The sequence below is a fragment of the Limosilactobacillus difficilis genome, assembly GCF_947387495.1.
In the GTDB taxonomy this organism is placed as follows: Bacteria; Bacillota; Bacilli; order Lactobacillales; family Lactobacillaceae; genus Limosilactobacillus; species Limosilactobacillus difficilis.
On the sequence record NZ_CANDNU010000127.1, the window covers coordinates 1 to 270 of the forward strand.

Below are 270 nucleotides of genomic sequence, written 5' to 3' on the forward strand. Positions count from 1 at the left end.
CGGCACGCAACTAAACAGTCATATACTGGGCGTTCTACCTGTAAAGTTTTAGCTAAGCGCCGTATGTTCTTGCCAAAACTCGGCAGTATACGGACCAGCAAGACGACATCCATTAGTGATGCGAAGACTAAATGTTATACGGTTAGCTATGATGTTACCGGCCGTTACTACCTCGCTTTACAAGTTGAAACGGAGGTAGTGTCACTACCGAAAACCAACAAGACCGTTGGTCTTGACGTTGGTATTGCTAGTCTAGCAATTAGCTCTGAC

The 270-nt window shown here is 45.6% G+C and carries 1 pseudogene; it reads left to right on the forward strand.

Annotated features, from left to right (window positions below):
• Positions 1–270, forward strand: a pseudogene (locus QOR82_RS09245) (RNA-guided endonuclease TnpB family protein); the annotation flags it as partial.